The following is a 24818-nucleotide window of genomic DNA, read 5'->3' as shown; positions in this document are numbered from 1 at the left end:
TCCACGACGCTGACTTGGGCGTTGAAGCTTCAAACCTCAGCGGATCTGCAGCGTTGGCTGCAAGCAGGCGGGCCTGGCCCTTTGCATTTGGTTCCCACCATGGGGGCGTTGCATCTGGGCCACGCGGCCTTGATTCGCGCTGCTAGGCAGCAGGGCGGACGGGTGTTGGTCAGCGTGTTCGTCAACCCGCTGCAGTTTTCTCCCAATGAGGATTTCGCCCGCTATCCGCGCCGCTTGGAGGAGGACCATGCCCTGGCTTTGGAGGCTGGCGCCGATGCCCTGTGGGCACCCCAGCCTGAAGACGTTTTCCCTGCTGGGGCTGCGGGATTAACCCAGTTGGCCCCGGCGCCTGAGCTGGTGGCCAATCTTTGTGGTCCAAGCCGCCCAGGGCATTTCGAGGGGGTGTGCACTGTGGTGAGCCGCTTGCTGGCTCTGGTGCAGCCCAGCCACCTGCATCTCGGTGAAAAGGATTGGCAGCAGCTTCAGGTGCTGCGCCGCTTGGTGCGTGATTTGCGCTGGCCTGTTCAGATCGTTCCCTGCCCCACCCTGCGTGAGCGCGATGGGTTGCCCTTGAGTTCCCGCAACGCCTATCTCAGCGTCGAGCAGCGTCAGCAGGCCGCGCTGTTGCCGCAGGCCTTGGCCCAGGGGCAGCAACTGTTGGATGCCGGCCAGCGGCAGGCGGAGCCTTTGCTTCGGGCCGTGCGCGCCTTGATGGAAGATGGCGGCTTGGCTGTGGACTACCTGCAGCTGGTGGATCTGCCCCGGCTGCAAGAGCTGGAGCAGGTCACAGGACCTGCGCTATTGGCGGCTGCTGTCCGCTGCGGCGAGGCCCGCCTGATCGATCACCGCGTTCTCATGAGCCGTTTGCCAATCCTTGCCATTGATGGTCCTGCTGGTGCAGGGAAAAGCACGGTGACCCGTCAGGTGGCCCATGAGCTTGGGCTCACCTACCTCGACACCGGCGCCATGTACCGCGGTGTGACCTGGCTGCTGCAACAACGGGGCTTTGAGCCCCATGAGGGGGAGCCGCTGCAGGCCCTGTTGGCTGATTTGGAGTTGCGTTTTGGTCCCGCCAGTGGCACGGAACAAACCCTGCTGGTCAATGGCTTGGATGCCACCAGTGCGATCCGCACCGCCGAGGTGACGGCCTCGGTGTCAGCGGTGGCCGCCCTGCCCTCGGTGCGCGCTGCCCTAACGCAGCAGCAGCAGCAATTGGGCCATCAGGGCGGGCTGGTGGCGGAAGGCCGCGACATCGGCACCGCCGTGTTCCCGGATGCGGAGTTGAAGATCTATCTGACGGCCACCGTGGCTGAGCGGGCGCGCCGGCGGGCAGCCGATCTCGCGGCTCGTGGTTTGCCGGTGCCGGAGCTCAACCAGCTCGAGCAGGAGATCGCTGATCGCGACCACAAGGATTCCAGCCGTGAGGTGGCTCCGTTGCGTCAAGCCAGTGACGCAGTTGAGTTGCTCAGTGATGGCCTCAGCATCGATGAGGTGGTGGCTCAGATCGTGGCCCTATTCCGCGAGCGGGTGCCCGTGGAGGCACTCAACGCAGACGCTTGAGCAGTCCGCTGCAGGCATCTTCGAGTAAATCGAGAACATGCTCAAACCCCTGCTCGCCGCCGTAGTAGGGGTCGGGCACTTCGCTGGCCTGGTGGCGGCTGCAGTGGCTGGTGAGCGGCACGATGTGGTCGTGGCTGCTGCCACTGGGATCAAGGGCCCGCACGTTGGCCAGATTGCTGTCATCCATGGTGATGATCCAATCGAAGCGGTTGAGGTCCCCGGGCTCGATTTGACGGGCGCGGCTCGGCAGGTCGATGCCGCGGCGTTCGGCCGCAGCGCGCATGCGCGGGTCGGCGCGTTTGCCCACATGCCAGTTCCCGGTGCCAGCGGAATCCACCTCAAAGGCATCGTTGAGGTTTTCACGCTCAAGCAAATCGAGAAACACCCCCTCGGCAGCCGGTGAGCGGCAGATGTTGCCGAGGCAAACAAACAGAACGCGGGTGGGTTGGGAGCTCATGCAGCCAGGCGCTCGAGGGCGAGAAGCGCGCGCAAACGAACGACGAGCGTATCGTCCATCTCCTGTTGGCTCCTCTGCCGCAGTAGGGCACGTGCCTGGGGGGCTAGATCGCTAGGCAAGCCCTGCTGAAGCCTCTGCTCAAGGGCGGCAACGGCGGCATAGCGCACCGACCACTCGCTATCGCTGCAGGCCAGCTCCAGGCTGTTCATGCATGGCTGCAGCAGGTTCTCGTCATGCCCTTGCAAGCGGCCCAGGCCATAGGCCGCGGCTTGGCGAACGCTGGGACCGATGTCATTGGCCACGGCGCGTTGCAGCACCTCAAGGCCACGGGGGTCTTGGATCGCGGAGAGGGCACGCACCGTCCAGGCGCGGGCGCCGTAGTTGCGCTCATCGAGGCTGTTGAGCAACGGTTCAACCGCAGCTGAGCCGCAGCCGATCAAGCCCCGCAGGGCCTGCAGGGCGGCAGCGGGGTTGTTGGCTTTCAGCAGATCGATGCAGCAGTCGATTGCTTGCGCTTGCAGGGGCGGTTCCTCGCTCAATTGCGGCATCAAGGCCACCAGCTGGGCGCTGGCGTTGGCTAACGCCTCGCGGGTGGCGGCCTGCGCAATGGCCTGCAGCTGTGTTTCTAGTGCTTCGGCGTTGGCCTGATTCACAGCAAACCATCCATCAGGGTCAACAAGTGGCGCTCTTGCTCGCCCAGGGCTGAGGGCGCGGGGCCTTGGAGCGGTTGCTCCAATAACTGGCGCAGGGCCAGCAGCTTGATGTTGCTTTCAGCTGCGCAGCCGGCAATGGCTTCGGCTGCATCTCGCCAGCCGCTGGCCCCTAAATCCAAAACGGCACCGCGGCGAATCAATGGCTCTGGATCGTTGAGCAGGTTCAACATTCCTTCGGCCCACTGGCCGTCTCCACTGACCAGCACCAGCGCGCGGCAGGCGGCGCTCTGCACCATGGGCCGCGGATGCTCGCAAAAGCGCTGCAGCGCTTGGCAGATGCTGGGATCCTGACTGCCCTTGGCTAAGCAGCCAATTGCCTCCAGCAGGGCCTCGCACGGTTGGTCCAAGCGCGCCTGGGTCGCCGCACTGGGCTCAATGCTGCTGCGATTGAGTGTGCTCAGCAGGGCGGGTAGCGCCTTGGTGTCGCCACTTTCACCGAGGGAGCGGGCCGCGGCTTCCCGTAAATCGTGATCGCTGTGTTCCAGCGCCTGCAGCAAACTCGCCATCGCGGCTGGGGATTGCAGCTTTCCCAAGGCCCGGGCAGCGTTGCGCGCCACCATCAAGTCATCTTGGCTCGCTGGTTGGCCCAACACACTGCCCAGGGCATCGATCAGCAGGCTGATGGCTTTGGGGTTTTGGCAGCGCATGCGCCCAAGCCACCAGGCGGCGTAGTAGCGCTGGCTGGGATCGTCGCGTTGCTCGAGCCGCTCAAGTGCCTCAGCTTCCGAGATGGGTTGGCCTGCTGAGGCGTTGTCGTTCATGGGGTGGAAGTCAGGCGGAGATGTCCTTAAGGTTGAGATAACGAGTTAAGTAACCCAATGGCGAAGCGGTCCACTCCCCTGGACCGGGAGCAGCGCTTGTGCCTGGCGTTGCATCTCAGCATGGATGACATGCAGGCCCGTCTGAACAGCCTGGCGCAGCAAGGGCGCTCAGCTGATTGCTTGGCGTTGATGCAAGAGCTGGGCGATTGGATGGCCCTTGGCCGTGGTGAGGTGGCTCCGCTGCTGTCGGCTTGCGTGGATGGCTTGCCGGAGGACTAGCGCTTCGCCCGGGCCCGCTTGAATCACCCGACCCATAAAAAAAGCCCCCCTCGATGAGGGGGGCTTTTTGTGCCAATGGGCTGTGGTGATCAGACCAGAGCGTTGATGGCGTAGTCGATGTAGCTGTTGGCTTCGGTAGCGGCATCACCACTGAGGCCGTGGTTGGCCTTGATGTGGTTCAGGGCTTCGACGTACCAGGAGGGGGAGAGCTCGAAGGTGCGGTTGATCTCGTCGAGACCAGCGATCAGGTAGTCGTCCATGGGACCGGTGCCACCAGCCACGAGGCAGTAGGTGATCATCCGCAGGTAGTAGCCAACGTCGCGGGAGCACTTGGCCTTGCCTTCAGCAGAGGCTGCGTAGTTCGCACCCTGCATCTGAGTGGTGTAGGGGAACTTGGTGTACACCGCTTGGGCAGCGCCATTCACCAGAGCATCAGCTTTGGCGGTCAGGCCCTTGGCAGCTTCAAGGCTGGCCTTGGCACGGTTGAAGCGGCCAGAGGCACTCTGGATTTCAGAGTTGCTGAGGAAGCGGCCTTGGGAATCAGCAGCTGAGACGGCTTCGGTGAGGGGGGTTTTCATGATTAGGGAAAGGCGTTGTGAGAGAGATGAATCAGCTCAGGCTCAGGCCACAGCAGCAGCAGCACGGTCGAAGTAAGTGCCGATTTCGCTAGCGAGGGCGGTGCAGTCACCCTGGGTGATTCCATCGCGGTCATTGACGAGTTTCACAGCGGCTTCCTTCATGAGGTTCACGGCTGAGGCAACCGAAGCACCAGGAGTGCCAAGGGCCAAATAGGTTTCACGCAAACCGTTGAGGCAGCGGTCCTCAAGGACTGATGCATCCCCGGAGAAGACTGCATAGGTGACGTATCGGAGAATGATCTCCATGTCACGCAGGCAAGCAGCCATGCGGCGGGAGGTGTAGGCATTACCGCCAGGAGCAATCAGGGCAGGCTGCTGAGCAAACAGATCGCGAGCAGCGTTGGCCACGATGGCGGAAGCGTTGCTGCTGATGCGGTTCACTGCATCCAGGCGCTTGTTGCTGTCAGCAACCATTGCGGCTAGGGCGTCAATTTCACCGGTGCCGATGAACTGGCCCCGGGCGTCGGCCTGGGCAACGACCTTGGTGAAGGCGTCGAACATTTGGGGAAACTCCTTGGGGGCTACTTCTGGAGGGGAAGTCTTAGCGACTTTGGGGTGGGGACGGCCGGGGGGCGTACCCACCCCGTCACAGGGGGGATTCTGACCAATGACTCCTCTGACACTGGAAGCCTGTTCACAATGTTTAATTGATGTCGGCAGCCAACATTGCTGTCTGGGCCTTGTTTTTGGCCTCGTTTGACGCGTTATGTCCGATTCTTATCCAGATCGAACAGCACCCCATGGATGTACTCCTCCGTCCATTCAGAGCCGTGGAAGCGAGTCAACATGCCTCGTGCGGGATCTTTTTCGGCTCGATAGGTCGTGTATCTCCTCTGCCCGGCTAGCAAAGCTTCGCTTCGATCTGGCTCAACTGTTTCGGCTGAATCAACCAGCTCCAGATAGAGGTTGAGATAGTCCTGGAAGGCGGGCATCACAACCTCATCGATCAAGGCATCCCCCTCAGCGCCGAGTGGGATACGTGTCCAAAGAAAGCCTGGCGAGAAGTAGGGCTGAGCTTCCTCTGGAATCGGTCCTCCGTGGGGGAGGCATTCCTGCCAACGCTCGAAGATTGGTAGTAGCCGAGACCAGACTTTTTCGGTGTGGTCGCGATCGCTTTTGAGGGCTGGTTGTAAATCCAGGGCCAGCAGGTGCCCCGCCGGCAAGGTCACTAGATCTGCTCCAAAAAAGGGCAGGTCGTAAGTCGTCAGAGGATTAATCACAAAATTCAGGACTGAGGCTGCTGACCCTGCCTCCACGCAAGCAGCACGAATTTGTCGCAGTTTTGTGCTGCTGCAGGCCCAGGTTGCCGTCGTCACATGGATCGGCTTGCTTTTAGAACCCGTTTCACTTGTTTGAAGCAGAAACTCCGGCTCAATTGGGTAAGGCTGCAACCCAAAAGGTTCTAACGCTGCGCATGCATGATCCAAAAATGGTTGCCAGCGCCAGTGATCGATGGTGAGAGGCTCAAGGCTGCTCAGGCGTGACGGGCTCATTGCGTTGATGTGGGGAAGAGAAATTCGTGAAGAAAGCGGTCTGACCATTCATTGCCAAAGTGGCTTGTGAACAGTCCATGGGCAGGATCCCGCTCAGCGCTGTACTTGTTGTAAGCACACTGGAGTTCTTGGACTTCTGCTGGAGAAATCTCTGATTGTTCAGCTTGCGATCGAGCTGTCAATTGCCAGTAGCTATCTAAAAAGGCATTGAAAGCTTGAGGGAGCGATTGCTGAGCTTGTTCTGCTCCACCACGACAGAACAGTAAATAGGGGGAGAAATATTGATTTGGGTCAAAGGAACGCATCGTTTCTTCCCCGCTTAATTCTGGGAACTGCTGGTGGAGATTTTTCAATTCCACCAGGTGACGATCTAGATAATCTGGCTTCTGGGTCAGTGGTTGAAAATCCAGAACAGCAACAAGTTTCTTTCTGGCGCCAAACCACAGCAGATCCACACCCATCAAGGGTTGATCATTATTAAGGTCTGGGTAGGCAACTGAATTGAGGACTTGAAGGCTGTCGCCTGCATCCATTCTGGTGACCCGCCAGCGCCTGAATCCAGGGAGCTGCCAAAGCCAGCTTTGTATTGTGCTTTTGCCGTTTTGGGATTCAGAGCGTTCTAATCCTGAAGGAATCTCAAGGGCCGTAGCACCTTTCTCCATTAAGTCGCTGTGTAGCTGATCCAGGAAAGGGTCAAACATCTTCAGATGATGGGTGCAGGAGTATTGGCCTTCAAGCTTTGTGCTTGCATGGCAATGGATCGGATGTCTTCATCGCTTGGACAGCGAAACTCAGTGCAGTAAGTTGTCATTGAAACTCCGTCAAGGCACTGAACAGAGCTGACGCGCATGCGTACTTGGTCAGTAACGAACCAGCATCTCTCAACCCCTACATTGGTATCATATCGAGTTGTGATTGTTAGAATTCCATCGTCTGCAAAGTCGTAAGTACTAAGCACAGATTGCTTCTCAACATATCCCACGTCTCTGAGCAAATACCCCTTTCTTGGATTGCTTGTATTTGGCACGTCAATCACAACAGCCGCGTAGTCATCATTCCTGACTCCTTTTTTAATGTTGCTTTCCCACCAGAATCTTGCTCCGCCACTGCTTTCATTGGAACTGATGTTGAGAGCTGCGCAGATGCTTTCTACGGCAGGATCATCTGCATTAAAGGGTTCAATGATTAAATTAGAGTCGGCTGCTTCATCATCTTGGAAATCCAAATGATGGACTGCTCTTCTGTTTAGCCATGTTCCCCTGCTGGCTTCAAAGAAGTCAGCCATCGTCATGGGTGGTAAGGGGATGGATTTCATGTTTGCCAGGTGCTTTTAATCCAATGCAAGGTTGCTGGTATATGCGGCTGGAAGCTCAAGATTCAGTAGCCTTCTTTTGGGTAGCTAGTTGATCAAGGATGGCGTCAATTTTCTGTAATTCAGGGTGCTCAGCAACTGTTGCATCAATTTTTTTCTGGGAAAGACGAAGCTTTTGCCCCAGATTGACAACATCTTGATAAAGGCGATTGCGGTAGGCAGAGAGCTCATCAATCGATTCTTGAAGTTCCTGAGCTGTTGGCGTGTCAGATGGAACGTTCGTCATCCTTTAGGTGATCGATTTTTTGAAGCTTAAACCTCGAGCGTTGGCGCTCGAAACATCATTCAGTCTTGGGTCGGTAGCTGCACGCATTAGCTGATGTCGTCATCAGAGCCCAGCTTCAATAGCTCAGACTGCCGTTGAGCACTGGGCTTTGCCCTCGCTTTGTGGTTTGCAGCCAACGCTGTGGTCCAGGTCGTCCCAAGGGCCAAGGTGACAAACTCTTGCGTAACCCTTGGATCCCAGTGGGGCCCTCGGTTGATGGGCTTAGCTTTGCAGAGCGCTTCCCACTTGGGGACTCCATTCCATTCGGTGTGGTTACCCCCAGCGGTATTAGAAGCTTTTCCCCCTAAAACTGTCTGGCCCCCAATGCTCGACGCATTTTCCCGCACAGTCGTCAGCGCTGACGCCAAAACTGCACCGGTGGGTGGTAGCGACCTCGCTAGCCTCCGCTCCTATGTGCGTGATGGCAACAAGCGCCTTGATGCTGTTAACGCCATCACTTCCAACGCCTACTGCATCGTTTCTGATGCAGTCACCGGCATGATTTGCGAAAACACCGGCCTGATTCAAGCTGGTGGCAACTGCTATCCCACTCGCCGCATGGCTGCATGCCTGCGCGATGGCGAGATCGTGCTTCGTTACATCAGCTATGCCCTTCTGGCTGGCGATGCTTCCGTGCTCGATGACCGTTGCCTCAACGGCCTGAAAGAGACCTACATCGCTCTGGGTGTTCCCACCCAGTCCGCTGCCCGTGCTGTGGCCATCATGAAGTCCGCCGCGACTGCTCTGATTGGTCAGACCAACTCCCCTGCCAGCGGCGGTGCCAAGTACCGCAAGATGGAAACCACTCAGGGCGACTGCTCTGCTCTGGTTGCAGAAGCTGGTTCTTACTTCGACCGCGTGATCGGCGCCATCAGCTGATCGGTCCCGACTTCTTTCCCTACTCACAGCACCACCATTCCTAAGGATCTCAAATGAAATCCGTTGTGACCACCGTCGTGACCGCTGCCGATGCAGCAGGTCGCTTCCCTTCCCAGAACGACCTTGAGGCTGTTCAGGGCAACATTCAGCGTGCCGCAGCTCGCCTGGAAGCCGCTGAAAAGCTGGCTGCCGGCTTGGATAACGTGACTCGTGAAGCTGGCGATGCCTGCTTCAACAAGTACTCCTATCTGAAGCAACCCGGCGAAGCTGGTGACAGCCAGGTCAAGATTGATAAGTGCTATCGCGACCTCGGCCACTATCTGCGCCTCATCAACTACTGCCTGATCGTTGGTGGCACTGGCCCTCTCGATGAGTGGGGTATTGCTGGCGCCCGCGAGGTGTATCGCACCTTGGGTCTGCCGACCAACGCTTACATCGAAGCTCTGACCTACACCCGCGATCGCGCATGCGCTCCTCGCGACATGAGTGCTCAGGCTCTCAATGAGTTCAAGAGCTACCTTGATTACCTGATCAACGCTCTCTCCTGAGCACTTGATTCGTTAGCTGAACTGAATCAGTTCATCAAAGGAGGGGCATCGCCCCTCCTTTTTTTGTGGCTTAGAAAAGACTGACTCAAACACCGTCGTTGGTCCGGGTATCCCTACTCGCTCGAAGCCTCTGGCTAGCAAAGAGAACCCTTAATTTGAGACAAAGAAACCAATCAATGACCACATTTGTTCTCTCTCATAATCTGCAGATAACGAGTGACAGTGTTCCTGCCATAGATATGCAAAATCTTGCTGAAGCTTTGGTTGTTAACTCTTCATCAATTACTGCTGCCCAAGTTCTTGATCATCCGCACTGGGCCTTGACCTGCGAGTCCTCACTCGAGCCTGTTCAACTCGCTCATGAACTCGTCAAAGCTTGGAAAATGTACCGCCAAAACAATGGACACACCAGTTCTCACACGGTGTTAGCCCTGGGTGGAAGGAAAGACTCTGCTGGAGCTCCTGGCTCACCTTTGCAAGAAGGTTTTTGGGGGGTAGATGTTGTCGAGACTCAAGACCCCAAAGCATTTCTTGCTGCTATTAACTGGGAAGGACTGAAATCCACTCGCCCTCAAGAAGCAGTATTTGAGATTTCGTCTTGAACTGTTCCAGATCCTGACCTGTGTCAGGAAGCCTTTCTGCGTCCACGACGCTTTGGTGGATTTGAAGACTTGCTCTCTGATTTTGCTGCTGTTGCAGGTTTAGGTGCGTTCTTCTTGGGCTGTGCTTTCGCAGCAGGCTGGTCCTTCTGCTTGGTGATAACAGATGCTGATCCGCTGGCTGAAACGTCAAGAACGGTGATTCCGGATTTGCTTGCCATTTGCATCCATCGCTGCATCCGAGAAAAAGGAATGCGTACTGTATGGATGGTTTGGGATGCTGGACCTTCTAGTCTCCGCACTGTCAGGCAGATATCACGACCAGCAGAGGGGCCCATGCTCATGAAGCAAATGCCAGCAAATTCTGCCGTAGGCCACCTCAAAAGAAAAGCTGCTCAAACTTTTCTTATTGATCAACATTGCGGCGGGTATCTTCTGCCTACTTAGTGCTAGTTTTTGATCCAATGAATCCTCGATAGATGGCAGGAGAATTTGATAATATTCACCAAGGATTAACCCAGCTTGGTGCGCTAAAAATATTGAAAAGCAGTGTAGAAGAGCTTGACTCTAAAAGTGACTTCTATATGGCTGCCTCCCACCTAATTAACTTTCCGGGTGAGGAGACGGTGAATGGGTTGATTGGCTTTTTGCAAATTAGTTCGCAAGATTCCAGTGTGTTGTTGGCTCAACGTAAAGCTGTTGAAGTCCTAGGACGTCTGCGCTGCCAGGAGGCGCAAACAGTTATTGGGCAATTCCTTGCTAGTAAAGATATCTACATGGTTGAAAATGCTGCCTGGGCATTGGGGCAATTGATCTGTCAGGACAGTGCTTTTCATGAGCAAATGATTTCGCTGTTGGCAGAGCCCAGTCAAAATCGGAGAGTTTTAATTCAGACTCTTTCTTCGTTAGATGTTGATCAAGCTATCCCACATTTCGAAGAGCTAAAGTGCGATGAGATGCCATCAGTGGCTGGTGCTGCTGTTGCGGCACTTGCAAAGCTAAGAATACTTTCTAAGGATGAAGTTGAAAAGCTTTCAGAGAATTTGTTTTTGCCAAATCAGATGGATCGGCAAAGTGCTGTTCAAGACATTATTGATGCCAGGCAAGTTGATCTTCTGGCTGATGTCACCAAGGCTCCTGTTTCCCCTTCATTCAAAATGAGGGCTTTAAAGCTGTTGCTTAATGATGAGCAGCTTGAGGCTCCCTACGGGATTGAATTGGTCAAGAGAGTGATTCTTGACCGCCCAGAAGAAATTGTTGTTCTACATCACTATGAGGATGCTCAAGACCCTGCATTTTTGGTCACCGAGCTGTTTTGTCCGGATTTCAGTCGTTGCTATCTAGCGATGCAGCATCTTGTTGCTACGAATGGCCAACTTGTCTGGCCATTCTTGCATAAATCATGGTCTGATCGTGCTCATAATGATTATGGAGCACATTACTTTTTTATGCATTTATTTGGATTTGTAGATACCTGGCCTGATGAGGCTTTGCCAATAATCAAAGAACTTCTGCTTAATGCTATACAAGACCAACGTCCACAATTTAAAAAATCACCTCCAGCTGCACTGTTATCTCTTTCTATGCGTTTCCCTGATTTATTTATGGACCAGATGGACGCTCTTCGATCGGATTGCACGATTTTTTCATGGCAAAAACGTTTTGCTTGTCTTGAAGCATTGGGGTTCCTTCCGCAATCAAGTTGGCCTGAGACCATTCAGCCTTTTTTGCTGCAGCTTGTCGCTTCTGACCCTGAGCCCACCGTCCGTTTGAAGGCCCAAGAACTTCTAAAGCATTAGGATGCCTAGATGGGTCTGAAAAGCATTCATTTCCCATCATCTCAATAAGGTCCTTGTACGACTCCTGGGTGATATCATCAAGACTTGTCATTTAGATATCTAAATGGAAGCTGCTGCAGATTGCAATACCAACCTTGATTCCTTATTCGAAGATTTGATGCATCCAAATCCTCGGATCCAAGAGGATGCATGTCGTGAAATGGCAGAGAAATATGCATCGGAAGCATTGCCTCGGCTGCTCGATTTATTTGAACATGAAGATCCCAAGGTTTATCGTGGCGCTGTAAAGGGTGTTGGATTCTTTGGTTATGAAGCATTCCTACCAGTTATTGAGCTTTATGGTCGAACTAAAAATCAAACGGCAAAAAGATGCTGTCCAAAGGCATTTGTTCAGTTGTTCAAAAATTTCCCTAACCAGCCGTTTCCTGATGAGGTGATGGATTTACTTAGGGATGCGATTGACGACTCAGACATGGTTGTTGTCCAAGGTGGATTGATGTGCCTTGGGCAGCTTGGTAAACAACAACTTGGTGGAGATGAAGCGGTTGAGCTTCTAGTCAATGTGCTCACAAATGAGAACGTTGCTTTGGTCTACAGTGCCACTCAAGCATTGGCAGATATTAATCATCCTCTTGTGGCGAGCTCTTTGAAATCCCTGATGGAATCATCCACTGATCCTTTGATCAAGGAAGCCGCTGAGTCAGGATTGGCCCGGCATGAAAATCTGATTGCAACTTCTAAGTCTTGACCAAGTCCTCTGCTGATTCTTTCAGGACGGATTCAGCTATGGCCAGTCTTAAATCAATAATTAGATCGGTTTGACAGGCTTTATTGGCTTTTGAGAATAGTTCAAAATCTATTGGCTCGATTATGGCGATCTCTTCATAGGCCATTACAGCTGAATAACGCAGACCCCAATCCTCGGGTTCAGCTAATGCCCAATGCAGTGTTGACTGAATGGATTTTCTAATCTCACTGCCTGCTTCAAAATCATGGTACAGCTTTCCTAGAGCCAAGAGCGCTACACGTCTTATCTTGCCTTGACAATGGTTAGCGATTTCAAGGCCGATGACTTGCTGTAGAACAGTGACAGCTTGAGTACACCTCATAAAATAGAGGATTTGCACAATCGCAGCACGTATATCTTGATCTTCGCTCTCCATGCAGCTCGCGCACAGCACCATGCAGCAGTCTGTCTCACTGGCTTGAAGTGTTTTTAATAGCTGCTCATTGTTCGTTGGATTTTGTTGAATGAGCTTGATTAAATGCCCCTTGCTAAGTTCTAGAGGGGACAGCTCAGCGCTGTTGTTTTTTGCTAATAGATTTGAAGATGGAAGATTGCCCTGAATGGCATCTGTAACGAGTGAGTCAATCTTGGAGATTAGTTTCTTAACTACGCTGTCGAGGATTGAGTTCTTAGAATTTCCCGAATGAATACAACGGGCATGCGTCTCTAGAATTTGCTTTAGTGCCGCCATTTTTACATTATTGGGAAGATTGGCAGCTGTTATGTTTTCGCTTAGAATTGCGTCATGGCATTGGGCCAGATCAAACGCAGCTGATTGCCTCAAGAATGCATTCTGGTCCGATAGATTGTTGTTGATAGTTGCTAGATATTTTCGTTCTCTTGTCATTCTGTAAAAATAAATTCCAGCAGCCCCTTGGATCCGTTTGGAGCTGTCATTCAAATAATCTTTGATTACTTCTGCTACTTCCCATATCTCAAATGCAGCCAAGGCTTCAATCAAGGCCTCCATAGGCTTTTGCAATGATGTTCCATATAGATATTCAATTAAACTTGGAACACAAGCTGGGTCATTAATAGATCTCAATGCAAGGATAGCTGCTTCTTGAAGCCGTAAATCATTTGAATTGAGTGAATGGATCAATGGTGCGACGGCCTGCGGATTGGCGATCATTCCTAGTGAACGAGCAGCTTGCCGGCGCAATGGATACCCACCCAATGCCGTTTGATCATTGTCTTCATTGAGGACTTCAGCGAGAACCCCAACTGCTTGCTGCTCTTTGTTTTTGCCTAACCACCAGATCGCGTGGTATTTCAGCGCTAAGTCGTTGCTAGTTTTGATGACATCAATGGCTACAGGTACTGAATTAATCGTAGTCATAAAGAACTGTTCAGTGCTGTAGAGCTAGTAACCAGTACTGCCTTTAGATACGGGCAAATAAAGACCGATATGTTCTGGTTTTAGAGGCGGGGCATCATACTGGTTTGAGACCTTCGTAATAGCCCCCAGCACGGAAGTCATAGCGTTCAACTTCGTCCTCTTTGCTGCACGTGGTTTGTGAATATTCCAGCAGTGTTTTAAAGCCAGGTGGCACAAGTTTTGGGCACAATTCGCCAATGTCGTTGGCAAATGGGCAGAAATACACACCAGCCCAGCGGTTTAGGAATCGCCCTTGAATTTCGTCCGAGAAATCAAATCCGTTGGCCTTTGCCAGTCTGAGTATTTCTTCTGGCTGCGCATCCGCAAACTTGCTTCTCAGTGCAACGTCTTCCCTTAAGACGCCAATGAAGCGAATGAATTCAGCTCTCGACATGCGCGAAGCCCAAGCTCTATCCACATTTTATCAGCAGGATCCCCATCTCCTCAGTCTGGCTTTGCTTTTTATCATGCTTGCCCGATCTGTATAGCCAGCTGTTAAAACAACTAATAAGAATTGCTCAAATTAAATGGTAAATAGTCAACGATTTGATGGGCTCTTTGCAGGGATGTCTGAGTCAAATGCTGTTGAGCTTCTCAATCAACCCTCTGGCGAGCTTGATAACCCTGGTGTTAAATATATTGCTGCTACTCGACTTGGTGCTTGTAGCTCGCACGAGTCTCTGGAAGCATTAATCTCAGCGTCTACTGGGGATAGAGAGGATATATTTGATCGCATTACTCGTAGAAAATCTATTGAAGCATTAGGACGCCGTAAGGATCCTTCCTCATTGCCTGTGATTCATGAAGCTCTGTCTAGCGATGATGACCCTACTGTTGTCAATGCTGTTGATGCACTCATAACAATTGGTTTGCCTCTAACAGCTGATGTCAAGACTACTTTATTAACCCTATTACTCCAAGGCTCTGCAGCCATTCAGCGTGTTTCAATCCAGTGCTTTAGCAGGCTTGATGTTGACGATTGTGCTCCGCAAATTGCGCCCTTTGAAGCCCACACTGATTATTTAGTTAGTGGAGCTGCCCTTGCCTATTTGGTTCGATGCACTGGCTCGCTGGAACGCTTAGAGAGCTTGAGTGCACGCCTATCAGATATCACGGTTGGGATTCGTCGTGCGGCTGTGATCGATCTCGGAGATGCGGGGCATGAAGCCTCACTTTCTGCATTGGCGTCATCTGCTGTTTCCATGCCTTTGCGCGCTAAAAGCGCGCTGCGCATTCTCGGTAGAAATCAACAATATCGTTTGAACCCATTCCTTCAGGCCATTTTGATTGATGATCCCCGCTTGTTGGCTTATCCATCAGAATTGACGCCTCCATTATCTTTGGATTCTATTTGTGATTATCTGCGCCATCGAGATGAAGGCAAGCAATATCTAGGCGCCAATGCTCTCCTGCACTTAGGCTCTACGGAGCAACACCAAGCGATTCTTGATATCTGGAATGAACATGGATCTGACTATGGTGTTCATTATTTAATCACAAATGTCATTGGCCAATTACGTTTGCAATCTCTATCTGACCTTGTTATCGAAGCTCTAAATAATACTGAACCTCAATATGCTAAATCAAGAATTGCTGCGGTTTGGGCTTGCCTCAGCCTTGGCCTCAAAGATACAAGGCCAACCATTGAGCGTCTGTTTTTGGAAACTCATTGGGACGCATTAAAACAGTCTTGCTTTAGCGTATTGAAGCAGCTCTAATTTGGCTATTTCCAATAAGGTAATACCGCGCTCTTTCTATTGTTTGGCTCGGCAATTCACCATAGGCAGTGGCATAACGACGGGCATATCTGCCTTGATGCTTGAAGCCAAAATGGATGGCTATTTCCCTGATAGAACGTAATTTCAGCTCATACCTTAGTGCTGAATTCAAAAGCACTCGCCTTGACTCCTCTAATCTGATCTGCGTCATCATCTCAATGATTCCCATGCCAAAGCTTTCTTGGCAGATTCGATAGAGAGAGGCTTGGCTTGTATGGATTTGTCTACAGACTTCTGCCAAGGTTAGAGGCTTCGTCATCACATCTGAGTCGTGGGCGAGTTTGACAATTTCTCTCAATAAGTCAACATTCTTGGGTGATTGGATTGAGTCACTCACGGTGATGGGCTGTTCTAGGCATGCAGTCAGAATTTCAAAGTATTTGCTGTCGATGCCTTCTTCTTGTCTTCGAATATTTCTTTCAACCAGCCTCTTTAATTGGGCCAAATGTTTTGGTTCGCATTCCATTCCTATGTCACCATCGATCCTTTCAAGCGCGTTGTAAGCTTTGCATTCATGCAGGTAATCAATAAAATCGCTCTTCCTCACCATGCAGGCTGTGCTTGTGCAATTGTTCGTGTACCGCCCCCACGAGTTCCTCGGTTGTGGGCTGATGGTCGCAAATCCAGCCAGGCTATTCGGCGTCATTCTGTACCCGTCACATCGGCCTAGCCCTTCTACTTTCCTGCCAAGTGGAGTAATCCAGTTGAAATCAATAGTTTCACCATTACCCCAGCCCTCATAAAGCAGCGTTTTGGTTGACTCTATTTGTGCCACAGACACTGTTTTGTATTGAAGTGGGGAAATCTTGTAAGTACCTCCACCATTTTCAAATTGTGTGATGCGTGTGCTCTGCCCTAGCTTTTGGAGCTCCTCTGAAAGATTCAGAGGGTCCTTGTACTCAATGATGATGCTCATATCTTCTGCTCTCCACCCAAAGCTGAGACGCCAATGCTGATGTCTCGTGTTTTCTCGATCGTGTCTTCTGGATTTTCTAGGTAGGTTCTGAAGTAGAGCTCTTCAAATGTGGTCCATTTCGAAAATCCATAGTATTCAGCAATTCGCTCTTTTGTGAACAGCCGTAGCCCGGAGCTTATGGTTGGATTGGATAATGACTTCCTGACTTGTTCTAGTCGAACTACCTTTGTCAGCTCTAAGACATTCATCCCAAATGTCTCTTTGCATGCTTTGTTTAGAGAATTTTTTCCAGTATCCAGATAATCACTTATTTCGGTCAGGGTGATTGGTGACAATCCATTCCTGTCTTCGTGAATGAGCTTCACCAAATCCTCGACTAGTTCACTTGATTCACTCCTTTCTCTTTCGATTGAATTGTCGGTTGCCCCTTCTTCTAGACACGCAATGGCAAGATCAAAGGCTTTTGCTGGCTGGGTAATTGTCTTTCCTTTAAAATGCTCTTTGACTAGTCTTTTCAGTTGGACTGTAGAGGAGTTGCTGGAATCAAATCCAATTGATTCCTCAATTCTTGCATAGGCCTCATAGGCTTTTAGTGATTGGATTCTTTTGTTGAGCCGCTCCCATCTCAAGCTCATGCAAAATAGCTTGCTGTTTGTGCCTAAAAGATTCCAGGTATTACCTCCAGTTTTGCTGATCCTGTTGAATCCAGCGACGCTATTGTTGCTCATCCTGTAACCACCCATGGTGGTTACATATTTGTTTCCTTTGTTCTTCTCAGGCCCTACCCAGCAGAACGAAATTGAGTTGATATTTGCTTCTTCTTCATATAGGAGAGCTTGATTGCTCTCAAAAATTTCCAGATGGATGTCTTTTACTGGAGAGCAAATTGTTTTCGTAAGCAGACTGCCGCTGGTTAGCTGAGTAACATTGCAGTCAAAGGCCGAGCCTTGGTAATACTCTGAGAAGTGTGCTTTGCAGCACTCCTCCATTTCCAGGGTGTCAGTGAAGCTGTAGTGACTTGCTGGCTTTCGCAGCACGGAGCTATCCACTACTTCTTCCTTACTCTACTGCAGCTGCTTTCCGTTGACCAGTTTTTTCTTTGTTGCTCATAGCGTTCCTTTTCTTTGTTTCTGCTTCCTATTCACTCGTCATCCGCTTTCAGTATTTTGATCGCAACTTCAATCACTTTCATGACGCCTTCGTCTTGTTCGCTTTCGGCCGCTTTTGAAAGTCCTTCGATGGATTCACGGGCTGTCAGCTTCATGAGTGATAATGCGGAATTCTTTCTTACTTGTGGGTCGTCATCGACTAGTTTCGCAACAAGTAAATGTTGAACATCCTCTGCATCGCAAGACTTTCCAATCAAGGTGGCTGCTTCTGCTCTAACTTCACTGCACTCGTCATCCATCGCATTCAGTAGTCGCTGCATTGCTTTGGCATCCCCTAACGCCTGGATTTGATCACCCAGTGCTGAGATTGCAGCTACACGTACTTCTGCATGGGGTGAATCACACGCCTCTAGTAATGCTTCAGGAGCTTTTGCTCCTATGAATGTTAGGGCTAGATTGATGAGCCCAACCTGAAACGGCGTACAGTCTGGATTAACTAAAATCCCTAATAACGATTGCAATGCATCCGGACCAATTGTTGCCATTGCCCCGGCAGAAGAGCCAAGTACAACTGGATCATCATCTTCCAGAAAGGCCTCCAATAGGAATGGCAATGCTGCTTTGCTGCCGATTAGGTTGAGCGTTTTGGCAGATGCTCTTCTGACGACAACGTTTTCGTGAGTTCGCAACGAGTTGCACAGGATAGGAAGTGCTGCCTCACCAATAGCCCCTAGGCTTTTTGCAAACGTTAAGCGCAGAGCTCCTCGTTGATCGCCAAGCCCGGCAACCATTTTTTTCAATGAATCACTATCGGCGCCCGGAATCACGCCCTCGCTTAGCTTCAGGCTCAGTTCATCAGCCAGCTTTGAAGCTTCTTCTTCTGTGAGCTTGCTGTTACTGATCGAGTTTAGATCCTCTGAGCCTTGACTCAAATCCATTGCCTCTGAGTTCTATACCAATCTAATTGATCGAGGGTGTGCAGGATTTACTCTGCTTATTTCAAGCACTGTCTCTTTGCTTTTGACGGCACACATTAAAAAAGTGCCCCTTCTGTGAAGGGACACTTTTGAATTCCCAATTTAATGGGATCCTTCCAGCTTCTTGAAATCAGAAGTGAACGCCAAAGGGTCGGAAGGGTACATAGTCAGTTACAGCAGGGGGCTTATGACCGCTGTATTGCTGCTCAGGCAGCCTGACTGGTGTCTTGGCTACAGACCGGTAGGTGAAGGTCACTGGTTGAGCAGCCTTAGCCGCTGCTGTTGCCAAGGGGGTCGTCGTACGAGCCTTTTTGCCTTGAGCGTTATCACTGATAGCCACCTTGGTGCTACCCAATTCCCGGCTCAAGTTGAATGACGAGGTGTACATTCCAGCGTAGGAATCTGCTGTTCTGGTGTACGGGACGATGTCAGAACCGAAGACCTCGGCGTACTCAGCACAGTCAGTCATGCTGTCGATGAGGGCGTCAAAGCCTTCCTCGGCTTGCAGCTTGATGCTGTTTTGCACTTCAGCCTGATTCAGGGGAGCGCGTCCCATGATGTGCTTGAAGTTGAGCTCGATGCCGCGCTGAGGTGCAACGGAGTGGAAGTAGTTGTCCTTGTAAAAAGGTGACTTCGCCAGTCCATTAACGAAGTCACGCACTGTGATTTCGCCGTTCATTAGGCGTGCTTCCATGGAAGTGCAACGCTCAGCTTCGGTCGGTGGCAGATTGCCAAAGACTTGGCGGTAGGCAGCGTTGATCGTCCGCTCCAGGGCTTCGCTGCTGCTGGGGGCGTATTCGTCGAAGGTGACTGCATAGGGCACCTCACCATGAAGGCGAGGTCCGATACCAAGACCCATCGCTGCGCAGGTGTTGCGCTTGTATTCAGCGATGGCACCAGCAACTGTGCGGTGCACAGTGTTCTTTCCTGCTTTACTCGTCATGGAGTAGGACGCAGGCTTGGTGCGACTTGCAGCTGCGAGCCCTTCGGGACTCGTTTGAGTGCTGAGCATGATGAGGGAAGGGGTGAGGTGGACTATTAATCACCTCTCAAACATGCTGGCCCAATCATTGAACTGATAGGCACTCTTTAGCCTGTCGAGAGATGAATCCGCTGATGGATTGACGGTCACAGTTTTCAATGGTTAGCAATTGCTGAACCTTGGCTTCTTTGACCAGTTCATCCGAGCGTTGATGCGAGCTATGTCTCTGAACCTAATCATCTATGCCCTTGCAAACTTTGACTGCTAAATGAAGCCATGGATGCTGCACTTTATGCAGCACAGTCTGATAAGGGTAAAAAAAGGGGTGGGCATATTGCCCACCCCGCTGATTAGATCGACACAATCAATCAGCTTGAAGCTAAATGATCAGCCCAGGGAGTTGATCACGTAGTCCAGCAGCTGGTTGTAGGCGGTCAGAGCCTGAGCGCTCATGTCGCGAGGAGCGCAACCGCGGGAGCGGATGTGGGAGAAACCAGCAACGTAGGTGCCAGCGTCGATGCTGAGGGCCTTGTAGACCTCTTTCTGACCGTTGATGGCCAGCTCGTCGAGGGGGCCGGTGCCGCCGGTGACCAGGCAGTAGTTGATCAGACGCAGGTAGTGAACGAAGTCACGCTTGCACTTCTCTTTGCCTTCGGTGGCGCACTTACGGGGCTGACGGCCGGTAGCACCGTTGGGGTACTGAGCGTAAACAGCGTCGACAGCTTCTTGAGCCACGGCGTCGTAGTTGCCAGCCAGCTTCTCAGCGGCTTCCAGACGTGCAGAAGCGCGCTGGATGGAACCCTGGACCGACTCCATATCGGAGGCGGAGGGGAAACGGGAGGAGCTATCGGCAGCGCCGATAACGGTGGTGATGACGGACTTCATGATTTTGAAGAAGGGTTTCAGGTGTTCAGAAAATGATCTCTGGCTCAGCTGATGGCGCTGATCACCATGTCGAAGTAGCTGCCAGCTTCACCGGCGAGGCTGGAGCAGTCACCGGAGGTGAGAGCCATTTTCTTGGCCTGGCTGTTGGTGTTGGTGATCAGAGCAGCAGCAGCAGCCTTCATGATGGCGACGGCGCGGGCAGCGGAACCGGTAGGCACGCCCAGGGCGGCATAGGTTTCGCGAAGGCCGTTGAGGCAGCGGTCCTGAAGCACAGAAGCGTCGCCGGCGAGCAGCGCGTAGCTGACATAACGGAGAACAATTTCACCGTCGCGCAGGCAAGCAGCCATCTTGCGGTTGGTGTACACACCACCGTTAGGTGCGGTCAGGCCGGTGTTCTCGCAGCAGATGCCTGCAACGGCGTCAGAGACGATGCAGCTGGCGTTGGAGGAGATAGCGTTCACAGCGTCAAGGCGCTTGTTGCCGTCTGCGATGAAAGACTTCAGAGAGGCAAGCTCGCCTCCGCCAATGAAGGCGCCGCTGGAGTCGGCCGAGACGGCCTTCCTGGAGAATGCGTCGAGCATGGTTGAGCGATTACGTGTTTGGGAGGGGATGCAATCCGCATCACGAATGACCTTAACCCTGCTGTTCGAGCTCAACGCCTCGAGTAGATCGTCAGGACACACAAGTTGACAAACTCAAAACCTGAAGCAAATCAGTAGGAGCTTTTTGCTCTGGCTGGGATTAAGTATTTCTTCCTGCTTATTTCAACTTTTGAAGCACCTGCATACACGTCCATTTCAGTGGTATCCACTGTGCCTGTATCGCGAGTTGCTCCAACAGCTCAGCTTGATCGTTCAGGCCCATCGCCAAGCAGCCCCAGGCAGCGGCAATCCTGGATTTGGTGTACTGAGGAATGGTTTCAGCCAGGGCTAGTCGGACCAGTTCGCTTCTGGTATCAATCTTTTGAAGGCTGACAACGGCAGTGAGGTAGTAATGCGTGACGTAATCACTCCATAACTTGTCTTTGATTCGGTCAATCAGGGCGAGTTTCTCCTCTTCTCCCATCGACATCAGGCTTGCAGCGCCACCGTATTGACGCGCTTCATCCCTATGTTGAAGATTATTTTCGATCTCATCGGCATTCACATCACAGACCCATTCCGTTCTCAGTTTTAAATTTTGTGGATTGTCCTGGAGTAATTGAGTGATCAGTGCTTCGTATTCCTCAGGCACATCACAGGTTTTGCCCGGGTCAACCAGTTGAAAGGCACTTCTGGCTCGTAGGGACATTGAGACCGGAGCTGTCACTAGTGACTCGAGTCGACTGACGTCCCCTGCATCGCCAAGATCAATCACTGCAGATCGGCGTCGACCAGCGATTGGGTCCACCAGTTGGGGGACCAAAGGATCCAACGCTGCTGTTCTGCCATGAACCTTTGCCCCGTAGGCCCTGGCTGCTCCCGCCACCAGTGGATTTGGGTCTTCGTCAAACGGCTTGATGGCATGGTCTGCGCCTTCAATTCCAAGCCGGGTATGGGCTTGGATCACGGCCCGCTTTTGGATGTCCTCTCCTCCCAGGGCCTGAAGAAGCTGCTTTTTCTGCTCGGTATCCAGCTCGGAGCTGATTTTTGTGATCGAGTCCACAGCGTTGATCACAGCCGATTCGTCGCTGCAGCTCAATGCTGCAAACAGAACAGGCAGTGCTTTGGGGTGACGCCGCCGTCCCAAGGCGTCGAGGGCTTTTCTTCTGGTAATCCGATCAAACAGATTGTCAGGACTGAGTTGTGCGGCTTCGATCAGTGTGTTCAGGGACTGTTCGCTGTCACTGGCACCAAGCCGTGTTGCTGCCATGTATTTATCAACTGGTCGCTCCAGTGAGTCCGGGTCAGCCAGAATGACGCTGATCGCACGTTCCTCAGTAAGGCCTTCTATAAGATTGTCAAAACGTTCAGGCATTGATGAGCCTTTTGATTAATAGTTCCAATTGGCGATTGACTCGCCAGAGGTCAAAATCTTGGGTCGACGCGGGCTGAAATGTGCGCCAAGAGCCGTTGGCTGACCTTGTAGCCAGATTTTATCATGTCATCGCTATGCCAAGGGGTCTTGGCGTAGCAATCAGTATTCTGCAGCCTGGTTTCTAAGTATCTTTGATTGTTTCTGTATTAATCATTTGATCTTTACATATTATTGAGGGCGCATTAGTCCTGGTATGCTCGCCTGCTGAGATCAAAATTAGGTCAATCAATGCCTGTATCTCCAGAGCAGGAACAAGCGTTGCCTCGATTTGTCAAAGCTATTGAGGCCAGCCCTGACAACCAAAATCAGCTCAATGCGCTCAACACGATTGATGACCTGAAAGCCCTGGTGCAACGCATTGAGCCTGCGCTCACAGGATCAGCCTTGATTCCCTACGAGCAAGCTACGAGTCCTCCGAAGATCACGATCGACTCAGGCGTGTTGGCTGCAGATATCCCTTGGCGCCTTCTGCGTTGCCCCGGAGGACCCTTGGTTCTGCAGATGATTTGCAACAACGTGAACTTTGCCCTTTGGATTGAGGCCTGCTGAGGATGAACACTCCTCATTTAGATGGCTTTCTAAAAGCGGTTGTCTATGACCATGCCATCGCAACCGGCCTGAAGCGCTGTACAACGCACGCAGAGATCGTGGCTTATGCCAACTCTCAAGGCTTTTCTGTTGATTTGGATGAATGGCAGGCTCATGTGGATACCGATTGGTCAACGCTCGATCCTGCTGCGCAAAGCAAGATTCGTGAGTGCGAGACTTCTCATTGGTCCTGGGCTTTTCGCCAAACACCCACTTGGAGAGCGATGTTGATGGAATGATCGCTTCTGGCAGTCGCAATCAGGATTTTTTGCCTAGGATGACTAGATGCTTCTGATTTAACAGCAGCCCATGACGCTTTCCGCTTCGGATACCGAAAAAGATTCGATTTTGGAATCTTTCATTGCTTTTGCTCGTGGTAATCAAGAGGTGAGAGATGAGATCAAGGCTGCTCTTGACCAGGATCAGGTGATTGATATTGCGGCATCACATGGCTATGTCTTTGATTCACTTACGATCTTGAGGCGATGGAGCAAGCACACTGATTTTTCTAAGGATACTTGGATGGGCTGGTTTAGCGATTAGCTGTTGATTTCAGAGTAGCGGGTTGATTTGCTACCTCTTTTTGCCCAGTAAGTAACAAGATCTTCGCCACCAGGTCTCGGCACACTAGCTGTTGCGCGAAGAATTTTGAATGATCTATTTGGTCCCATAGGCCAATTTCCAACGGCTCTGATACTCCTAAGCCGGCCCCCAAGTGCTTCAAGGCAGATCTCGAACTTCTCCAGTTGAGTCTGGTCGACAGTCTCAAAAATAAAGTCACTTCCTTCGCAGATCAGATGTTGGGACCTGATCCAGGATTTCATCTGCTTTTCATGGTCATCGGCTGTCATCCGTTATTGAGTTTTGAAAGCCATTCATTTTCAATGGTTTCGTTGAGCCACTCAATGCGTTTGAATCTTAGTTTTCCATGTTCTGAACCCCAGCATTGTGCATCCGTCTCGGGATCAAATCCTCGATCTCGGCTGATCCAGCAATTTTGATCCACTTCAACTTCGCTAACTAAATAGGTCATTTTTCCATCTCTGGGCACAAGGCATTTCTTGCCTGGCTCTACTGATCCAAAGTAATGGCCTGGCTTTTCTAGCTTGAAATGCATATGACAGCCGCATCGTGCTTCAAGATCACGCTGTTTTAAAGATTTTAGTAGATCTTGCTCGCGTCCCGCTCCTGCAAGTCGTCTGAAATTAGTGCAGCCATAATTTTCAACGAGAAAAAAATCTTCCCGAAGTGTTAGACGGTGTATGCCTTGCCGGTATGGATCCCATGGTGCATAGTCGTAGCATTGTTCGGAGTAAAAACCAGGCCCTTCAAAGACACACCATGGCAGGGGTCGGAAAAAAATATTGATCCTGGCAAACTCTTTGGGGTTTGCCTGCGATTGTTCCAGATTGTCGTAAATGCCTCCAAGAGTTTTAGCAAAGAGGATTAGGTCTGCGGTGCTCAACATTAAAGTTAGTGGTTTATACGGTGCTGATTTTTCTAACTTCCGAGGCAAAGGATGTTTGCAGTATTCCGCTTCCTTCTGAGGTTTTTAAAACTGAGGATCTACAGCGGACATTATCGGAGGCAAACCAAATTCTCTCTTCAGCAATCGATTGTCCGTAGACCGTTCTTAAAACTAGAGTCCCATCTGAGCTAATTGAATAATCAGTGATGGCTTGCTCAGCTTCGGCATAGCCAACACTTCGGATGATTTGTCCGTGTGAATGATCAATTTGGTAGGGAATCAAAATACAGTGGCCGGCAGAAACAGCAGTTGGGTCATCTGGCTCCCAGTCGCTTTCTGCTTCCCACTCCATGCTGAATGGTGCTGTTAATTCTCCCTCCAGTATCTTGACCGAGTTGGCAAGTTTGCTGACAGCTTCATCATCTATGTCAAGGCATTGAATTTTGACTTCGCTGAGCACCTCTTCGAAATATTGAAAAGCAAGTGAGTGGCCACTCCGCATGGAGCGCCACTCACCATGACTCAGCTCGACAAATGTCGATATATCCATTCAGTTCTGGTCTTGTCGTAA

At 51.5% G+C, this 24818-nt stretch carries 33 protein-coding genes; 11 read left to right on the top strand and 22 right to left on the bottom strand.

From position 1 onward, the window contains the following. The first annotated feature begins 21 nt into the window (after window positions 1–21). On the top strand, window positions 22–1560 hold the full coding sequence (locus tag SynMINOS11_RS10380) for a bifunctional pantoate--beta-alanine ligase/(d)CMP kinase (protein WP_186548387.1): 1539 nt from the start codon (window positions 22–24) through the stop codon (window positions 1558–1560). Here SynMINOS11_RS10380 and SynMINOS11_RS10375 read toward each other — a convergent pair. The 3 genes from SynMINOS11_RS10375 to SynMINOS11_RS10365 are packed head-to-tail and all read right to left on the bottom strand — an operon-like array spanning window position 1544 to window position 3491. Continuing rightward, window positions 1544–2017, bottom strand: a complete 474-nt coding sequence (locus SynMINOS11_RS10375; RefSeq protein WP_186548385.1) for a low molecular weight protein-tyrosine-phosphatase — start codon at window positions 2015–2017, stop codon at window positions 1544–1546. The genes SynMINOS11_RS10380 and SynMINOS11_RS10375 overlap by 17 nt on opposite strands. Further along, complete coding sequence (locus SynMINOS11_RS10370) at window positions 2014–2670, bottom strand: HEAT repeat domain-containing protein (protein WP_255445395.1); 657 nt, start codon at window positions 2668–2670, stop codon at window positions 2014–2016. The genes SynMINOS11_RS10375 and SynMINOS11_RS10370 overlap by 4 nt, the downstream gene beginning before the upstream one ends. Further along, the gene (locus tag SynMINOS11_RS10365; RefSeq protein ID WP_186548383.1) at window positions 2667–3491 is read right to left on the bottom strand and encodes a HEAT repeat domain-containing protein; all 825 of its coding nucleotides are present in this window, start codon (window positions 3489–3491) and stop codon (window positions 2667–2669) included. The genes SynMINOS11_RS10370 and SynMINOS11_RS10365 overlap by 4 nt, the downstream gene beginning before the upstream one ends. A gap of 57 nt (window positions 3492–3548) precedes the next feature. On the opposite strand from SynMINOS11_RS10365, the gene SynMINOS11_RS10360 reads away from it, so the two are divergent. Then, window positions 3549–3770, top strand: a complete 222-nt coding sequence (locus SynMINOS11_RS10360; protein ID WP_186548381.1) for a hypothetical protein — start codon at window positions 3549–3551, stop codon at window positions 3768–3770. Window positions 3771–3859: 89 nt separating this feature from the next. Here the strand turns inward: SynMINOS11_RS10360 and cpcA are convergent, their stop codons facing one another. The 6 genes from cpcA to SynMINOS11_RS10330 form a co-directional block, all read right to left on the bottom strand. Continuing rightward, entirely contained in the window at window positions 3860–4348 is a 489-nt protein-coding gene (cpcA, locus tag SynMINOS11_RS10355) for a phycocyanin subunit alpha (protein ID WP_186548379.1), read from the bottom strand. Window positions 4349–4390: 42 nt separating this feature from the next. After that, window positions 4391–4909 carry a phycocyanin subunit beta gene (locus tag SynMINOS11_RS10350; protein WP_186548377.1) on the bottom strand — a complete coding sequence of 173 codons (519 nt, stop codon included), beginning with the start codon at window positions 4907–4909 and terminating at the stop codon, window positions 4391–4393. Between the two features lie 203 nt (window positions 4910–5112). Continuing rightward, window positions 5113–5901 carry a phycoerythrobilin:ferredoxin oxidoreductase gene (locus SynMINOS11_RS10345; RefSeq protein WP_186548375.1) on the bottom strand — a complete coding sequence of 263 codons (789 nt, stop codon included), beginning with the start codon at window positions 5899–5901 and terminating at the stop codon, window positions 5113–5115. Beyond that, on the bottom strand, window positions 5898–6602 hold the full coding sequence (locus tag SynMINOS11_RS10340; RefSeq protein WP_186548373.1) for a 15,16-dihydrobiliverdin:ferredoxin oxidoreductase: 705 nt from the start codon (window positions 6600–6602) through the stop codon (window positions 5898–5900). The genes SynMINOS11_RS10345 and SynMINOS11_RS10340 overlap by 4 nt, the downstream gene beginning before the upstream one ends. Window positions 6603–6604: 2 nt before the next feature. Further along, complete coding sequence (locus SynMINOS11_RS10335) at window positions 6605–7216, bottom strand: phycobiliprotein lyase (protein WP_186548371.1); 612 nt, start codon at window positions 7214–7216, stop codon at window positions 6605–6607. Between the two features lie 55 nt (window positions 7217–7271). After that, window positions 7272–7499 carry a hypothetical protein gene (locus tag SynMINOS11_RS10330; protein ID WP_186548369.1) on the bottom strand — a complete coding sequence of 76 codons (228 nt, stop codon included), beginning with the start codon at window positions 7497–7499 and terminating at the stop codon, window positions 7272–7274. A 363-nt stretch (window positions 7500–7862) separates the two neighbouring features. Between SynMINOS11_RS10330 and cpeB the strand changes: the two genes are divergently transcribed. From cpeB to SynMINOS11_RS10315, 3 genes are all read left to right on the top strand, one after another. Further along, complete coding sequence (cpeB, locus tag SynMINOS11_RS10325) at window positions 7863–8417, top strand: class 1 C-phycoerythrin subunit beta (RefSeq protein ID WP_186548368.1); 555 nt, start codon at window positions 7863–7865, stop codon at window positions 8415–8417. Window positions 8418–8470: 53 nt separating this feature from the next. Next, window positions 8471–8965 carry a class 1 C-phycoerythrin subunit alpha gene (cpeA, locus tag SynMINOS11_RS10320; RefSeq protein WP_186548366.1) on the top strand — a complete coding sequence of 165 codons (495 nt, stop codon included), beginning with the start codon at window positions 8471–8473 and terminating at the stop codon, window positions 8963–8965. Between the two features lie 176 nt (window positions 8966–9141). Then, complete coding sequence (locus SynMINOS11_RS10315) at window positions 9142–9567, top strand: DUF2656 family protein (RefSeq protein WP_186548364.1); 426 nt, start codon at window positions 9142–9144, stop codon at window positions 9565–9567. A 23-nt stretch (window positions 9568–9590) separates the two neighbouring features. Here SynMINOS11_RS10315 and SynMINOS11_RS10310 read toward each other — a convergent pair whose 3' ends face one another. Beyond that, window positions 9591–9902: a hypothetical protein gene (locus SynMINOS11_RS10310; RefSeq protein ID WP_186548362.1), complete on the bottom strand. Its 312-nt coding sequence runs from the start codon at window positions 9900–9902 to the stop codon at window positions 9591–9593. A 141-nt stretch (window positions 9903–10043) separates the two neighbouring features. Between SynMINOS11_RS10310 and SynMINOS11_RS10305 the strand changes: the two genes are divergently transcribed. Further along, window positions 10044–11363, top strand: a complete 1320-nt coding sequence (locus tag SynMINOS11_RS10305) for a HEAT repeat domain-containing protein (protein ID WP_186548360.1) — start codon at window positions 10044–10046, stop codon at window positions 11361–11363. 103 nt (window positions 11364–11466) lie between these two features. Next, on the top strand, window positions 11467–12111 hold the full coding sequence (locus SynMINOS11_RS10300) for a HEAT repeat domain-containing protein (protein WP_186548358.1): 645 nt from the start codon (window positions 11467–11469) through the stop codon (window positions 12109–12111). On the opposite strand, the gene SynMINOS11_RS10295 is transcribed toward SynMINOS11_RS10300, so the two are convergent. Then, complete coding sequence (locus tag SynMINOS11_RS10295; protein WP_186548356.1) at window positions 12101–13489, bottom strand: HEAT repeat domain-containing protein; 1389 nt, start codon at window positions 13487–13489, stop codon at window positions 12101–12103. The two genes, SynMINOS11_RS10300 and SynMINOS11_RS10295, sit on opposite strands and share 11 nt — an antisense overlap. A gap of 94 nt (window positions 13490–13583) precedes the next feature. Continuing rightward, window positions 13584–13922 (bottom strand): Nif11-like leader peptide family natural product precursor, encoded by a 339-nt coding sequence (locus SynMINOS11_RS10290; RefSeq protein WP_186548354.1) that lies wholly within the window; start codon window positions 13920–13922, stop codon window positions 13584–13586. Between the two features lie 172 nt (window positions 13923–14094). Between SynMINOS11_RS10290 and SynMINOS11_RS10285 the strand changes: the two genes are divergently transcribed. Further along, a complete protein-coding gene (locus SynMINOS11_RS10285) occupies window positions 14095–15246 on the top strand; it encodes a HEAT repeat domain-containing protein (RefSeq protein WP_186548352.1) in 1152 nt (383 codons plus the stop codon). On the opposite strand, the gene SynMINOS11_RS10280 is transcribed toward SynMINOS11_RS10285, so the two are convergent. The 7 genes from SynMINOS11_RS10280 to SynMINOS11_RS10250 all read right to left on the bottom strand — a co-directional run bounded on the left by SynMINOS11_RS10280 (window position 15224) and on the right by SynMINOS11_RS10250 (window position 22131). Next, window positions 15224–16222 (bottom strand): helix-turn-helix transcriptional regulator, encoded by a 999-nt coding sequence (locus SynMINOS11_RS10280; RefSeq protein WP_186548350.1) that lies wholly within the window; start codon window positions 16220–16222, stop codon window positions 15224–15226. The two genes, SynMINOS11_RS10285 and SynMINOS11_RS10280, sit on opposite strands and share 23 nt — an antisense overlap. Beyond that, entirely contained in the window at window positions 16219–17271 is a 1053-nt protein-coding gene (locus SynMINOS11_RS10275; protein ID WP_255445394.1) for an AraC family transcriptional regulator, read from the bottom strand. The genes SynMINOS11_RS10280 and SynMINOS11_RS10275 overlap by 4 nt, the downstream gene beginning before the upstream one ends. A 92-nt stretch (window positions 17272–17363) precedes the next feature. Next, window positions 17364–18269: a HEAT repeat domain-containing protein gene (locus SynMINOS11_RS10270; protein WP_186548348.1), complete on the bottom strand. Its 906-nt coding sequence runs from the start codon at window positions 18267–18269 to the stop codon at window positions 17364–17366. Window positions 18270–18438: 169 nt separating this feature from the next. Next, complete coding sequence (locus SynMINOS11_RS10265) at window positions 18439–19320, bottom strand: phycobilisome rod-core linker polypeptide (protein ID WP_186548346.1); 882 nt, start codon at window positions 19318–19320, stop codon at window positions 18439–18441. A gap of 357 nt (window positions 19321–19677) precedes the next feature. Further along, a complete protein-coding gene (gene mpeA, locus SynMINOS11_RS10260; RefSeq protein WP_186548344.1) occupies window positions 19678–20175 on the bottom strand; it encodes a class 2 C-phycoerythrin subunit alpha in 498 nt (165 codons plus the stop codon). Between the two features lie 44 nt (window positions 20176–20219). After that, on the bottom strand, window positions 20220–20756 hold the full coding sequence (locus SynMINOS11_RS10255; RefSeq protein WP_186548343.1) for a bleomycin hydrolase: 537 nt from the start codon (window positions 20754–20756) through the stop codon (window positions 20220–20222). 178 nt (window positions 20757–20934) lie between these two features. Further along, on the bottom strand, window positions 20935–22131 hold the full coding sequence (locus tag SynMINOS11_RS10250) for a HEAT repeat domain-containing protein (RefSeq protein WP_186548341.1): 1197 nt from the start codon (window positions 22129–22131) through the stop codon (window positions 20935–20937). 288 nt (window positions 22132–22419) lie between these two features. On the opposite strand from SynMINOS11_RS10250, the gene SynMINOS11_RS10245 reads away from it, so the two are divergent. The 3 genes from SynMINOS11_RS10245 to SynMINOS11_RS10235 all read left to right on the top strand — a co-directional run bounded on the left by SynMINOS11_RS10245 (window position 22420) and on the right by SynMINOS11_RS10235 (window position 23322). Next, complete coding sequence (locus SynMINOS11_RS10245) at window positions 22420–22740, top strand: hypothetical protein (RefSeq protein ID WP_186548339.1); 321 nt, start codon at window positions 22420–22422, stop codon at window positions 22738–22740. A 2-nt stretch (window positions 22741–22742) separates the two neighbouring features. Further along, a complete protein-coding gene (locus tag SynMINOS11_RS10240) occupies window positions 22743–23018 on the top strand; it encodes a Nif11-like leader peptide family natural product precursor (RefSeq protein WP_255445393.1) in 276 nt (91 codons plus the stop codon). Window positions 23019–23088: 70 nt separating this feature from the next. After that, entirely contained in the window at window positions 23089–23322 is a 234-nt protein-coding gene (locus SynMINOS11_RS10235) for a Nif11-like leader peptide family natural product precursor (RefSeq protein ID WP_186548337.1), read from the top strand. Here SynMINOS11_RS10235 and SynMINOS11_RS13020 read toward each other — a convergent pair. From SynMINOS11_RS13020 to SynMINOS11_RS10225, 3 genes are read right to left on the bottom strand one after another with little or no spacing between them, the layout of a single operon-like run. Next, a complete protein-coding gene (locus SynMINOS11_RS13020; protein ID WP_255445392.1) occupies window positions 23319–23630 on the bottom strand; it encodes a CpeR family transcriptional regulator in 312 nt (103 codons plus the stop codon). The two genes, SynMINOS11_RS10235 and SynMINOS11_RS13020, sit on opposite strands and share 4 nt — an antisense overlap. Then, window positions 23627–24247 (bottom strand): chromophore lyase CpcT/CpeT, encoded by a 621-nt coding sequence (locus tag SynMINOS11_RS10230; protein WP_186548335.1) that lies wholly within the window; start codon window positions 24245–24247, stop codon window positions 23627–23629. Before SynMINOS11_RS10230 ends, SynMINOS11_RS13020 begins: the two co-directional genes overlap by 4 nt. Window positions 24248–24260: 13 nt before the next feature. Beyond that, window positions 24261–24797, bottom strand: a complete 537-nt coding sequence (locus SynMINOS11_RS10225) for a phycobiliprotein lyase (protein ID WP_186548334.1) — start codon at window positions 24795–24797, stop codon at window positions 24261–24263. Between the last annotated feature and the right edge of the window lie 21 nt (window positions 24798–24818).

It is taken from the genome of Synechococcus sp. Minos11 (assembly GCF_014279855.1).
Taxonomy (GTDB): domain Bacteria; phylum Cyanobacteriota; class Cyanobacteriia; order PCC-6307; family Cyanobiaceae; genus RCC307.
The sequence above is the reverse complement of the archived record's forward strand: the minus strand, read 5'-3'. Positions and strand labels throughout refer to the sequence as shown.

What these genes read in the sequence shown, in the direction of transcription:
- SynMINOS11_RS10375 (WP_186548385.1), bottom strand. Translation starts at nt 2,017, where the DNA reads ATGAGCTCCCAACCCACCCGCGTTCTGTTTGTTTGCCTCGGCAACATC.
- SynMINOS11_RS10365 (WP_186548383.1), bottom strand. Translation starts at nt 3,491, where the DNA reads ATGAACGACAACGCCTCAGCAGGCCAACCCATCTCGGAAGCTGAGGCA.
- SynMINOS11_RS10360 (WP_186548381.1), top strand. Translation starts at nt 3,549, where the DNA reads ATGGCGAAGCGGTCCACTCCCCTGGACCGGGAGCAGCGCTTGTGCCTG.
- cpcA (WP_186548379.1), bottom strand. Translation starts at nt 4,348, where the DNA reads ATGAAAACCCCCCTCACCGAAGCCGTCTCAGCTGCTGATTCCCAAGGC.
- SynMINOS11_RS10350 (WP_186548377.1), bottom strand. Translation starts at nt 4,909, where the DNA reads ATGTTCGACGCCTTCACCAAGGTCGTTGCCCAGGCCGACGCCCGGGGC.
- SynMINOS11_RS10345 (WP_186548375.1), bottom strand. Translation starts at nt 5,901, where the DNA reads ATGAGCCCGTCACGCCTGAGCAGCCTTGAGCCTCTCACCATCGATCAC.
- SynMINOS11_RS10340 (WP_186548373.1), bottom strand. Translation starts at nt 6,602, where the DNA reads ATGTTTGACCCTTTCCTGGATCAGCTACACAGCGACTTAATGGAGAAA.
- SynMINOS11_RS10335 (WP_186548371.1), bottom strand. Translation starts at nt 7,216, where the DNA reads ATGAAATCCATCCCCTTACCACCCATGACGATGGCTGACTTCTTTGAA.
- SynMINOS11_RS10330 (WP_186548369.1), bottom strand. Translation starts at nt 7,499, where the DNA reads ATGACGAACGTTCCATCTGACACGCCAACAGCTCAGGAACTTCAAGAA.
- cpeB (WP_186548368.1), top strand. Translation starts at nt 7,863, where the DNA reads ATGCTCGACGCATTTTCCCGCACAGTCGTCAGCGCTGACGCCAAAACT.
- cpeA (WP_186548366.1), top strand. Translation starts at nt 8,471, where the DNA reads ATGAAATCCGTTGTGACCACCGTCGTGACCGCTGCCGATGCAGCAGGT.
- SynMINOS11_RS10315 (WP_186548364.1), top strand. Translation starts at nt 9,142, where the DNA reads ATGACCACATTTGTTCTCTCTCATAATCTGCAGATAACGAGTGACAGT.
- SynMINOS11_RS10310 (WP_186548362.1), bottom strand. Translation starts at nt 9,902, where the DNA reads ATGGGCCCCTCTGCTGGTCGTGATATCTGCCTGACAGTGCGGAGACTA.
- SynMINOS11_RS10305 (WP_186548360.1), top strand. Translation starts at nt 10,044, where the DNA reads ATGGCAGGAGAATTTGATAATATTCACCAAGGATTAACCCAGCTTGGT.
- SynMINOS11_RS10300 (WP_186548358.1), top strand. Translation starts at nt 11,467, where the DNA reads ATGGAAGCTGCTGCAGATTGCAATACCAACCTTGATTCCTTATTCGAA.
- SynMINOS11_RS10295 (WP_186548356.1), bottom strand. Translation starts at nt 13,489, where the DNA reads ATGACTACGATTAATTCAGTACCTGTAGCCATTGATGTCATCAAAACT.
- SynMINOS11_RS10290 (WP_186548354.1), bottom strand. Translation starts at nt 13,922, where the DNA reads ATGTCGAGAGCTGAATTCATTCGCTTCATTGGCGTCTTAAGGGAAGAC.
- SynMINOS11_RS10285 (WP_186548352.1), top strand. Translation starts at nt 14,095, where the DNA reads ATGTCTGAGTCAAATGCTGTTGAGCTTCTCAATCAACCCTCTGGCGAG.
- SynMINOS11_RS10280 (WP_186548350.1), bottom strand. Translation starts at nt 16,222, where the DNA reads ATGAGCATCATCATTGAGTACAAGGACCCTCTGAATCTTTCAGAGGAG.
- SynMINOS11_RS10270 (WP_186548348.1), bottom strand. Translation starts at nt 18,269, where the DNA reads ATGGATTTGAGTCAAGGCTCAGAGGATCTAAACTCGATCAGTAACAGC.
- SynMINOS11_RS10265 (WP_186548346.1), bottom strand. Translation starts at nt 19,320, where the DNA reads ATGCTCAGCACTCAAACGAGTCCCGAAGGGCTCGCAGCTGCAAGTCGC.
- mpeA (WP_186548344.1), bottom strand. Translation starts at nt 20,175, where the DNA reads ATGAAGTCCGTCATCACCACCGTTATCGGCGCTGCCGATAGCTCCTCC.
- SynMINOS11_RS10255 (WP_186548343.1), bottom strand. Translation starts at nt 20,756, where the DNA reads ATGCTCGACGCATTCTCCAGGAAGGCCGTCTCGGCCGACTCCAGCGGC.
- SynMINOS11_RS10250 (WP_186548341.1), bottom strand. Translation starts at nt 22,131, where the DNA reads ATGCCTGAACGTTTTGACAATCTTATAGAAGGCCTTACTGAGGAACGT.
- SynMINOS11_RS10245 (WP_186548339.1), top strand. Translation starts at nt 22,420, where the DNA reads ATGCCTGTATCTCCAGAGCAGGAACAAGCGTTGCCTCGATTTGTCAAA.
- SynMINOS11_RS10240 (WP_255445393.1), top strand. Translation starts at nt 22,743, where the DNA reads ATGAACACTCCTCATTTAGATGGCTTTCTAAAAGCGGTTGTCTATGAC.
- SynMINOS11_RS10235 (WP_186548337.1), top strand. Translation starts at nt 23,089, where the DNA reads ATGACGCTTTCCGCTTCGGATACCGAAAAAGATTCGATTTTGGAATCT.
- SynMINOS11_RS13020 (WP_255445392.1), bottom strand. Translation starts at nt 23,630, where the DNA reads ATGACAGCCGATGACCATGAAAAGCAGATGAAATCCTGGATCAGGTCC.
- SynMINOS11_RS10230 (WP_186548335.1), bottom strand. Translation starts at nt 24,247, where the DNA reads ATGTTGAGCACCGCAGACCTAATCCTCTTTGCTAAAACTCTTGGAGGC.
- SynMINOS11_RS10225 (WP_186548334.1), bottom strand. Translation starts at nt 24,797, where the DNA reads ATGGATATATCGACATTTGTCGAGCTGAGTCATGGTGAGTGGCGCTCC.